This window comes from Shinella sp. 838 (assembly GCF_029623935.1).
Classification (GTDB): Bacteria; Pseudomonadota; Alphaproteobacteria; order Rhizobiales; family Rhizobiaceae; genus Shinella.
The window spans coordinates 1-5,063 of sequence record NZ_JARSBQ010000045.1; the positions used below are offsets into that span (position 1 = coordinate 1).

Here is a 5,063-nt window from a genome sequence, read left to right on the forward strand (position 1 = left end):
ATCATTCATGGCGGGTGTGGTCTCCGGAAACGGCACGGATCGGCGTAAGCAACCAAATCCTACGTCATTTCAACGGTTTGAACCATATCCGCCAACCCCTCGTGAATTATTCGGGCTAGTTGCTCATGAGCAAGCTGAGGAACAACATCGATGACTGACGACATGATGAACCTGCGATCACTCGATCGGAAGAGCGCCGAAGCTGATTTTGCGGCGCGAGATCATCGGCTTCGCGATCGCGGGCTGGAAATACGGGCGGGCACCATCGCGCCGCGCAGTTCGAACCTTCGTACCGGCGGCTATGTCCGAGGTTGCTCGGCCCGCCAGGTTGCCGAAAAAAGACCTAACGGCGGTCACCCCAAGGGGCCTATATCCAAGGCGTTTCGACCCGATCCGTCGATGATCCGGTAAGGCATGGGGATATCGGGCATCCGCACCTCATCGAATATGAGGACCGCGGTCACGCCGTCGTCGGTGCGCGATGACAGGGTCACCCGAGGGTACCAAGAGGTCGTGTTTCTCGGCAAATGCAGCATAGAGACCGCGAGCGATCTCCACCTCCACCTCCCCCCGCATTGCTGCGCGGCATGCGTTCAGCGCTATCGTGTACGAGGCATCCTTGTTCAGGTGAGGCCGATCGACCAAATGTCTGTAGGCCTCGGCCGCAGTCCGGATTTCCATTGGAAAGCCGAGACCAACGAGTATTTGGACAGGTCTCTTAAACACATCGGGTTTCATATCGTCCTCCTTCCCAACCCGTCATGCCGTTGGGCGCCGCTCCACCGGCACCCGTTGTCGCATCGTTCACTTCTTACGCGGCCTTCTGGCCCTCGATCTGTGCGGGAGAACCAAGTTTTCCGAGCGCAGGCGCGCTCTCGATCGAAATCTTGCGCGGCTTCATCTCCTCGGGAATCTCGCGGACAAGTCCGATCGAGAGGAGACCGTTATTCAGGTCTGCACTATCGACCCTCACATGGTCCGCAAGCTCGAAGCGATGCTCGAATGGCCGGGACGCGATGCCGCGATGCAGGTAGCCCTCCGCCGACGCATCCTGTTTCCTGCCGGTTACAGTAAGCAGGTTCGACTGAAAGGTTATGTCGAGATCGTCTCGCGCGAACCCCGCGACGGCAATCGCAATCCGATAGCTGTCATCGCCGGTCTTGACGATGTCGTAAGGGGGCCAGTCGCTGATTGAGCGTGCACGCTGCGCATTTTCCAGCAGGTTAAACACACGGTCAAAGCCGATGCTCGACCGAAAGAGCGGCGCATAATCGTAGGATGTTGCCATAACCATATCCTCCTTGAAGCAACATGGATACGGGGCGCCGAAAGACGGCGCTCCCAGCAAGGCCAGCCCTGATCCAGCGGCTGGCGGCAATCGATCTGGTTTTTGCCTAGTCGATCTTCAAGGGCCTCATCCGAATTTTTTTCAGACCAGTTCAATGCAGCCTGAACTCGCCCTCGACGCGCCGCCATTCGTTCGCGCCGATCAGGCGCCGATGGGTGTAGCGCACCGAGTGCAGCGGCCCATCCAGCGACGTCTGCCAGAAGTCGAGAAATTTGCGCATTTCGGGAAAGTCCGGTGCGAGATCGTAGTCCTGCCAGACATAGGCCTGGAGAACGGATTCGAAGTCGGGAATGCGATAAAGGATATGCGCAGTTGTCAGGCCGTAGCCTTGGAGCTGGCGCTCGAGATCTGATGCAAACCGCATGCTTTCATCTCCGTTGTTCGACCCCGGAATGATGCCGCCATCATTCACGATCATCAACAAATTTCATTGTTCAAATTCGATTTTATCGTAGCATTACAGTATTTTAGCAGCCACTTCCGACGAGTGCTGATTTTTTTCGGCCAGCCTCTTGAAATGAGAAAATCGACAATCCAGATTTTTGCGCGCAGGGCGCTCATGAGAGGTCCTGTACCCGCCCGGACCGGTCATCCGGTCCGGCTCCGGGTGAACATCGTCATCACTGTTTGTCCATTGGAGGAAAACATGTCGTTCCGACCGCTTCACGATCGCATTCTCGTTCGCAGGGTTGAATCTGATGAAAAGACCAAGGGCGGGATCATCATTCCCGACACTGCCAAGGAAAAGCCGCAAGAGGGCGAGGTGATCGCCGTCGGCCCGGGCGCGCGCAACGACGCCGGGCAGGTTCAGCCGCTCGACGTCAAAGTCGGTGACCGCATCCTCTTCGGCAAGTGGTCTGGCACGGAGATCAAGATCGCCGGCGAGGATCTGCTGATCATGAAGGAAAGCGATGTCATGGGCATCCTCAAGGGCCGAGCCGAACAGAAGAAAGCCGCCTGAGCGGTCCCACCCATCCAACCAGTCACAAGCTGCCTATTGAGGAGTTAAAGAAATGGCTGCCAAAGACGTCAAGTTCAGCACCGACGCCCGTGAACGCATGCTGCGTGGGGTCGATGTGCTAGCAAATGCTGTGAAAGTGACCCTTGGCCCCAAGGGGCGCAATGTCGTGATCGACAAGTCCTACGGCGCGCCGCGCATCACCAAGGATGGGGTGTCGGTCGCCAAGGAAATCGAGCTTGAGGACAAGTTCGAGAACATGGGCGCGCAGATGCTGCGCGAGGTCGCCTCGAAAACCAATGATCTCGCTGGCGATGGCACGACGACCGCAACTGTGCTCGCCCAGGCCATCGTCAAGGAAGGCGCCAAGGCGGTTGCTTCCGGTATGAACCCCATGGACCTGAAACGCGGCATCGATCTCGCCGTCGATGCCGTGGTGAAAGATCTCAAGAAGAATGCGCGCAAGATCACAAGCAACTCGGAGATCGCGCAGGTCGGAACCATTTCCGCGAACGGCGATGAGGAAATTGGCCGTTATCTCGCGCAAGCCATGGAAAAGGTCGGCAATGAGGGCGTCATTACGGTCGAGGAGGCAAAGACCGCGGACACCGAACTCGAAGTGGTCGAAGGCATGCAGTTCGATCGCGGCTATCTCAGCCCGTATTTTGTGACCAATCAGGACAAAATGCGTGTCGAACTCGAAGAACCCTACATTCTCATTCATGAGAAGAAGCTGTCGAACCTTCAGGCAATGCTTCCAGTCCTGGAAGCGGTCGTCCAGTCGGGAAAACCGCTGTTGATCATCGCGGAGGATGTGGAAGGTGAAGCGCTCGCGACGCTCGTCGTCAACAAGCTCCGCGGCGGTCTAAAGATCGCAGCCGTGAAGGCACCGGGATTTGGTGATCGCCGCAAGGCAATGCTCGAGGACATCGCCATTCTGACCGGCGGGACTGTTGTGTCGGAAGACCTGGGCATCAAACTGGAAAACGTCACCTTGAATATGCTTGGTCGCGCCAAGAAGGTCGCCATCGAGAAGGAGAATACCACCATCATCGATGGTGTCGGCTCGAAGGCGGAGATCGACGGACGTGTCGCCCAGATCCGCGCGCAAATTGAAGAAACGACCTCGGACTACGACCGTGAGAAGCTGCAGGAGCGCCTCGCGAAGCTGGCGGGCGGCGTCGCCGTTATCCGCGTCGGCGGCTCCACGGAGGTCGAGGTGAAGGAAAAGAAGGATCGTGTAGACGACGCACTGCATGCAACCCGCGCGGCTGTCGAGGAAGGCATCCTACCCGGCGGCGGCGTTGCGCTGTTGCGGGCGGTGAAGGCGCTCGACACCATCCAGGCGGCCAATCAGGACCAGCGGGTCGGTATCGATATCATCCGCCGGGCCATTGAGGCGCCCGTTCGGCAGATCGCCGAAAATGCCGGTGCGGAAGGCTCCGTCATCGTCGGCAAGCTGCGCGAGAAGGCCGATCTTTCGTTCGGCTGGAATGCGCAAACCGGTGAGTACGGCGACCTATATGCTCAGGGGGTGATCGATCCGGCGAAGGTCGTCCGCACCGCGCTTCAGGATGCCGCGTCCGTAGCAGGCCTGCTCGTAACGACGGAAGCGATGATCGCCGAGAAGCCCAAAAAGGAAACCGCTCCTGCCCTCCCCGGTAGCGCAGGCATGGATTTCTAAGCGACACACCGCTGGTCCGTCCTGCACAAGGGCGGACCAGTCCCGGCATTTTTACGCTGTCTGTTCACTCAAGATAGAATTCGGGCGATAGCGTGGATGCGACCACCTCGGCTTCCCAGTAGCCGAACATGCGTTCGGCGGCCTTCTTCCAGCGTACGATTGTGCCTGAAAGATATTACCGATGATTGCGTCGAAGGAGAACTCTACGATGGCGCGAGGCGTTCTGTGCTGTGTTCATCCATGCCGACCGCTTGGCTTATCGCGGCGTTGGAGTGATTTAGGCAGGAGCCTTACATAGCAGCCTCGCAGACCACAAGAAAAGTTCAGGTACGGTAGCGTATAAAGACCGGCGGTTCGGATGACCGTCTATCGTGTTCAGGCACGATCGTAGGTAAAGGAGGTCAGCAGCGTCGTCACGAAATTGCTTGCCCGTTCCTTGACCAGCATTTCGGTCCACTCGCTGGTTCCGCGAAGCCTCAAGTCGGTCTGGATGCTGTCGACGGCCGCTTCTTCGATCCGCTTTATATGGGCGCTGAAGGCTGCTTCACCCGCACCATGGTACATGTCACGGATGACCATGCGCAGGATTTCCTGGATCGCTATCTGCCAGGCCGTATTGATGGCCTGCAGTTCGTTCGTGTTCGGTGCCATCAAAGGCTCCCAAGGAATGAGTAAGTTCGAGCGCGACTGTATATCACGCCTTGATCTATTCCACGGCCGCCTCCATTGGAAAGCGGGCGCTTGGACGTTAAGCCTGCCGGGCCTTCCGGGCGGCGTAACGTCGGTCGCGTTCGGCCTTGCGAGCGGCCTCATCTTCAAGGACACGCGATATCCGAGCGTTTTCAGCGGACTGTCGCGCCTCAATCTCGGCTGCGGCGGCTGCCTCGATGGCTGCCTGCTTTTGCGTGGCAAGAGTTTCGAGGCGGGTGCGCTCCTCGATTTTCAGTCGTTCCCGTGCCGATTCCGATGAAGCCGCCCCCTTGTTCCGAGATGATTGCGCCCCCGGATTCCGGGACGATCTCGCCCCCTGTTTCAAGGGGTCTGCAGGCAGTGATTGTTGTCAGTTCGTTCGA

The 5,063-nt window shown here is 58.2% G+C and carries 7 protein-coding genes and 1 pseudogene; 3 read left to right on the top strand and 5 right to left on the bottom strand.

The window, feature by feature from the left end:
• Positions 1 to 150: 150 nt before the first annotated feature.
• On the top strand, positions 151 to 411 hold the full coding sequence (locus P9A16_RS35280) for a hypothetical protein (protein WP_272790536.1): 261 nt from the start codon (positions 151 to 153) through the stop codon (positions 409 to 411).
• Positions 412 to 438: 27 nt separating this feature from the next.
• Here the strand turns inward: P9A16_RS35280 and P9A16_RS35285 are convergent, their stop codons facing one another.
• The 3 genes from P9A16_RS35285 to P9A16_RS35295 form a co-directional block, all read right to left on the bottom strand.
• Positions 439 to 738, bottom strand: coding sequence for a DUF982 domain-containing protein (locus P9A16_RS35285; protein WP_272790535.1), 300 nt, complete (start codon positions 736 to 738; stop codon positions 439 to 441).
• Between the two features lie 73 nt (positions 739 to 811).
• The gene (locus P9A16_RS35290; protein WP_130520328.1) at positions 812 to 1,288 is read right to left on the bottom strand and encodes an Hsp20 family protein; all 477 of its coding nucleotides are present in this window, start codon (positions 1,286 to 1,288) and stop codon (positions 812 to 814) included.
• A 151-nt stretch (positions 1,289 to 1,439) separates the two neighbouring features.
• Entirely contained in the window at positions 1,440 to 1,712 is a 273-nt protein-coding gene (locus P9A16_RS35295) for an usg protein (protein WP_130520330.1), read from the bottom strand.
• Between the two features lie 282 nt (positions 1,713 to 1,994).
• Here P9A16_RS35295 and P9A16_RS35300 point away from each other — a divergent pair, with 282 nt between their 5' ends.
• Both P9A16_RS35300 and groL read left to right on the top strand, forming a co-directional pair.
• The gene (locus P9A16_RS35300) at positions 1,995 to 2,309 is read left to right on the top strand and encodes a co-chaperone GroES (RefSeq protein WP_130520419.1); all 315 of its coding nucleotides are present in this window, start codon (positions 1,995 to 1,997) and stop codon (positions 2,307 to 2,309) included.
• Positions 2,310 to 2,361: 52 nt separating this feature from the next.
• Positions 2,362 to 3,990, top strand: coding sequence for a chaperonin GroEL (gene groL / locus P9A16_RS35305; protein ID WP_130520332.1), 1,629 nt, complete (start codon positions 2,362 to 2,364; stop codon positions 3,988 to 3,990).
• A gap of 375 nt (positions 3,991 to 4,365) precedes the next feature.
• Here groL and P9A16_RS35310 read toward each other — a convergent pair whose 3' ends face one another.
• Both P9A16_RS35310 and P9A16_RS35315 read right to left on the bottom strand, forming a co-directional pair.
• Complete coding sequence (locus P9A16_RS35310; RefSeq protein ID WP_130520334.1) at positions 4,366 to 4,641, bottom strand: hypothetical protein; 276 nt, start codon at positions 4,639 to 4,641, stop codon at positions 4,366 to 4,368.
• Between the two features lie 97 nt (positions 4,642 to 4,738).
• A pseudogene (locus tag P9A16_RS35315) lies at positions 4,739 to 4,945 on the bottom strand (DUF6481 family protein); the annotation flags it as partial.
• Between the last annotated feature and the right edge of the window lie 118 nt (positions 4,946 to 5,063).